The 4,621-nt window shown below is 47.0% G+C and carries 7 protein-coding genes; 6 read left to right on the top strand and 1 reads right to left on the bottom strand.

Annotated elements, in window-relative coordinates:
* The 6 genes from AC4E7D_RS11910 to AC4E7D_RS11885 all read left to right on the top strand — a co-directional run.
* Window positions 1-406: NAD(P)H-dependent flavin oxidoreductase (locus tag AC4E7D_RS11910; RefSeq protein WP_490174014.1), on the top strand; the 406-nt coding region annotated here is incomplete at its 5' end.
* Window positions 407-435: 29 nt separating this feature from the next.
* A complete protein-coding gene (locus AC4E7D_RS11905) occupies window positions 436-1,398 on the top strand; it encodes a YheT family hydrolase (protein ID WP_490174013.1) in 963 nt (320 codons plus the stop codon).
* A 41-nt stretch (window positions 1,399-1,439) separates the two neighbouring features.
* The gene (locus tag AC4E7D_RS11900) at window positions 1,440-1,916 is read left to right on the top strand and encodes a c-type cytochrome (protein WP_490174012.1); all 477 of its coding nucleotides are present in this window, start codon (window positions 1,440-1,442) and stop codon (window positions 1,914-1,916) included.
* Window positions 1,917-2,005: 89 nt separating this feature from the next.
* Window positions 2,006-2,548 (top strand): GNAT family N-acetyltransferase, encoded by a 543-nt coding sequence (locus tag AC4E7D_RS11895; RefSeq protein ID WP_490174011.1) that lies wholly within the window; start codon window positions 2,006-2,008, stop codon window positions 2,546-2,548.
* 39 nt (window positions 2,549-2,587) lie between these two features.
* Window positions 2,588-3,295, top strand: coding sequence for an SIMPL domain-containing protein (locus tag AC4E7D_RS11890; protein WP_490174010.1), 708 nt, complete (start codon window positions 2,588-2,590; stop codon window positions 3,293-3,295).
* A 16-nt stretch (window positions 3,296-3,311) separates the two neighbouring features.
* The gene (locus tag AC4E7D_RS11885; RefSeq protein WP_490174009.1) at window positions 3,312-3,953 is read left to right on the top strand and encodes an NADPH-dependent F420 reductase; all 642 of its coding nucleotides are present in this window, start codon (window positions 3,312-3,314) and stop codon (window positions 3,951-3,953) included.
* 37 nt (window positions 3,954-3,990) lie between these two features.
* Here the strand turns inward: AC4E7D_RS11885 and AC4E7D_RS11880 are convergent.
* Window positions 3,991-4,621: SulP family inorganic anion transporter (locus tag AC4E7D_RS11880; RefSeq protein ID WP_490174008.1), on the bottom strand; the 631-nt coding region annotated here is incomplete at its 5' end.

Here is a 4,621-nt window from a genome sequence, read left to right as displayed (position 1 = left end):
CATTGCCTCGGCGCTTCAAATGGGTGCAGATCTGGCTTATATGGGGACCCGCTTTATTAACACTGAGGAAAGCAAGGCCCCGGATGCGTACAAGGAAATGATCATCAATTCCGGTGCGAGTGATATCGTCTATACAGCGGCCATTTCAGGGGTTCACGCCAATTTTCTGGCGGCGAGCCTGCAGGCAGCAGGGATCAGGGAAGAAGACCTCAGCAAAGGGCATAAGGTAGATTTTGGCAAAGAACTGGATACAGAAGCTAAAGCCTGGAAAACCATCTGGTCTGCAGGGCAAGGGGTTACCACCATAGACAATGTATTGCCCGTAACAGAACTTGTGGCACAACTGCGGAGCGAATTTCTGCAGGCGTTGAATGCACAGGTCCAATTACTCAAAAAGTATAGCTGATACTCCCCGTTGTAGTCTAGTTTTAAAAAATGCCTGTCCTCACAAGTCCGTATCGTCCCCCTTTTTTTTTCAGGAATGGCCATGTGGCAACCGTTTACGCCGGCCTCTTCCGAAAGGTCAACGGTCTGGAACAGGAACGGGAACGTATGGAACTCCCGGATGGCGATTTCATGGACCTGGACTGGAGCTATACGGATCAGCCCACAAAAAGGGTAGCCATCTTGCTGCACGGTCTGGAAGGGCACGGGCAACGCCCCTACATTACCGGGAGTGCCAAGGCGTTCCTTGCTGCCGGGATTGATGCCTGTGCTGTTAATTTCAGGGGATGCAGCGGGGAGCCCAACCGTTTGTTCCGCTCCTACCATTCCGGGGCCACAGAAGACCTCGAGGCGGTGATTCAACATATCCTGCAAACACGGGAATATTCAGAAATCCTGATCAAAGGCATCAGCCTGGGGGGAAATATGACACTGAAATACCTTGGTGAAGGCAGGCCCGTCCCAAAGGAAATTAAGGCTGCAATAGCCGTTTCGGTACCCTGCCAGTTACACGACTCACTGGTACAGTTGCTGAAACCCAAAAACTGGGCCTATGCGGTACGCTTCCGAAAGCATCTGGTGGCTAAGCTCAGGGCAAAACAACACCGTTTTCCGGAACAGCTTACCGATGAACAAATAGCTGGTATTAAGACCTTAAAGGACTTCGACGATTTCTATACCAGTAAAGCCCATGGGTTCAGGGATGCCCTGGACTATTACGAACAGTGCAGCAGCCTTCAGTTCCTTAACAACATCCGTGTCCCCAGCCTTATCATCAACGCCCTGGACGATTCTTTTTTGGGGGAAGCCTGCTATCCCCGGAAAGAAGCAGAAGTCAATCCGTCTTTACACCTTCGGATGCCCAAATACGGGGGGCATGTTGGCTTTTACGGTGAAAACAACCTGTCGTTCTCAGAAAAAATGAGCATTCAATTTGTGAATGAAATCCTGTAAGCAAGGTTTTTGGTATATTAGTGCCCCTTAAAAGCAAAATTATGCGCAAATCACTCATATGGATGGCCCTGGCCGCTATTATCACGGCCTGTGGGGGTAAACAAGAGAAAAAGGAATCTTTTGAAGTCGATCGTTCCAAGACAGAGGACAAAACTGAAGTAGCATCTGAGGGCGTTCCCGTGGACCTGGACAATAAAGGTATAGGCCCTATTACGGAAATGACCTTTCCGGAAGAAATTGACCAGGAGCTTGCGGCCAGAGGCAAAGCGACATTTGAAATGATCTGCACGGCCTGCCATATGACAGACCAACGTATGATCGGCCCGGCGATGAAAGGTGTATACGAGCGAAGAAGCCCGGAATGGGTGATGAATATGATGCTGAACCCTGATGGGATGCTGAAAGAAGACCCTATTGCAAAGGCCTTGCTTAAGGAATACAACAACATGATCATGACCAATCAGAACCTCAGCGAGGAACAGGCACGTGAACTTGCAGAATACCTGCGAACACTTTAACAATAACCAATAAAAGCGCAAGGGAGTGCAAATAACAGCAAGCTGTTTATTTGCACTTTTTTTGTTTGACAGCTTTATCACCTGACCCTATGCAGAATTCATATTGCTTTACATCAAGCCGACTTGGTTTTAGAAACTGGTCTGAAGCCGACTTCAAAGGCCTGTGTGCACTCAATCAGGATCCCGAAGTCATGGCCTATTTTCCCAATCTCCTCTCGCATGAGGCCTCCAGGGACTTTATGAAACGTATGCAGGTAAAATTTGAACAAAAAGGGTACTGTTATTTTGCTGTGGATGAATTGGAAAGTGGATTCTTTATTGGGTTCATCGGTTTGTCTGATCAGGAGTTCGAATCCCCTTTCACCCCTTGTGTGGACATTGGATGGCGACTGGCCCGGAATTTTTGGGGAAATGGCTACGCCACTGAAGGGGCAATGCGCTGCCTGGAATATGCTTTTGAGGACCTGGGTTTGGAAGTCATACTGTCTCATTGCCCGGTGGTTAATACCCGTTCCTGGAACGTAATGGAAAAGATCGGTATGCTGCGGATAGGCACCTTCAAACATCCTGTACTTAAAGATTACCCAAAATTGGAAAACTGTTATTGTTATGAAATCCGGCATGACTCTTGAAAAAGAAACATTAACTTGTTTCATCTAAATTTCAAAGTCATGAGTAAGCCTTTATATACCTCAACCATCATCCTCTTCTACTTCGCATTATTTTTCTTCCCGCTGAAAACCGAAGCCCAGCAGAAGAACTTCATTGACCAGCCCTATCTGGAAACCACAGCCAAAGTAGATACCCTGGTGGTGCCAGACAGGATCTACCTGAATATTCTGTTGACGGAAGCTGACACTAAGGGGCGCATCTCCGTGGAAGAACTCGAGAATCGCATGGCCACCCAGCTCAAAAGGTTAGGTATTGACCTGGACACCCAGCTCAGCCTTGCCGACCTGGAAAGCGATTTCAGAAAGTATTTCCTCAGGAAGACAGACATACAAAAAGAAAAGGCCTTCATTTTGCTGGTATATGACGGCCTTACCGTTGGAAAAGTACTGCAGGGGTTGGAGTCCATAGGAATCTCTAATATCAACCTCAACCGAACGGAGTACTCACAAATGGAAACCCTTAAACTGGAATTAAAGGTCAGGGCCATTGTCCGTGCCAGAGAACTCGCTTCTACATTGGTAAAAGCCATCGATCAAAATTTGGGAAAAGCCCTTCATGTTCAGGATTTTGAGCCAACTTTTATTAACTTGAGGGAGATGTCCCCCCTTATGATGAAAGCGGATGCAGCTGCTTCAGAGCCTTTAGATGTTGCGTTTAACAAAATAAAAGTGGAGGGACGCATCAATGTTAAATTTGCCATTGAATAACCAGAAGAATCAGAACATGAAAAAAATTGGGGTGCTTGGTTCAGGGATTGTCGGACAAACCCTGGCCAGCGGATTTCTACAACACGGATACGAAGCCATGATTGGCAGCAGAAATACTTCGAAGCTTTCGGAGTGGGTGGACAACCACCCGGATAACGCCCAGGTGGGTAGTGTTGGTGAGACTGCTGACTTCGCAGATCTTCTCGTGTTGGCGGTTAAGGGAACAGCAGCAGCAACGGTCCTTGATCTGGCCGGGGCAGATAAACTGAAGGGAAAAATAATAATTGATGCCACTAACCCCATCGCAGATGTAGCTCCGGTAAATGGTGTGCTGCAATTTTTCACGGAGCAGAACAGCTCACTAATGGAGGAACTTCAGGAGCGCCATCCGGAAGCCCGCTTCGTAAAAGCGTTTAACAGTGTGAGTTATTTGCGAATGGTAAACCCGGATTTTGAAACCCGGCCCACCATGTTCATATGCGGTAATGACGACAAAGCCAAAAAGGAGGTCTCCCACATACTCGACGAGTTTGGCTGGGAAACTGAAGATTTTGGAGGAGCTACTTCCGCGGGCCCAATTGAAGGCCTTTGCCAGTTGTACTGCATCATCGGGTTTACAGAAAACCGATGGACACAGGCATTCAAGCTGTTGCAATAAATGAGCTGTCGGTTAAGGGAGAAGAAAAAATATAATATTACAGTCTGTCTACAACAACTTTGTAGGTGGGATCTTCCAACACATTAACATCTATTATTTTATCCGCATTAGATAATAGTCGCCTGCAGTCCCTGCTGAGATGCCGTAAATGGACCTTTTTACCTACTTTGAGGTAGCGTTCCGTGATTTTGTTGAGTGCTTCGATAGCAGACATGTCTACCACACGACTCTCCTTAAAATCGATGATCACTTCATCAGGGTCATTATGCACGTCAAACTTTTCATTGAACAATCCCACAGATCCAAAAAATAAGGGGCCATAGATTTCGTAGTGCTTTACTCCATTTTCATCAATATACTTTCTCGCCCGGATCCGTTTGGCATTGTCCCAAGCAAAAACAAGGGCTGAAATAATTACCCCAACTAAAACGGCCAAAGCCAGATTATGAAGAAAAACGGTAACCAGCGTTACCAATACCATAACCAGAACATCCGATTTCGGCATTCTCCTAAACGTCTTTAGGCTTGCCCATTCAAAAGTCCCGAGGGCTACCATGATCATAAGCCCGGTAAGTGCAGCCATGGGCACCTTTTCGATTAAACCGGCGCCGAACATAACGAACACCAATAACATTACTGAGGCAACAATACCAGATAATCTCGCGCGA

This window comes from Lentiprolixibacter sp. (assembly GCF_982873095.1).
Note: the sequence above shows the minus strand (reverse complement) of the source record. Positions and strands in the feature narration are given on the sequence as shown.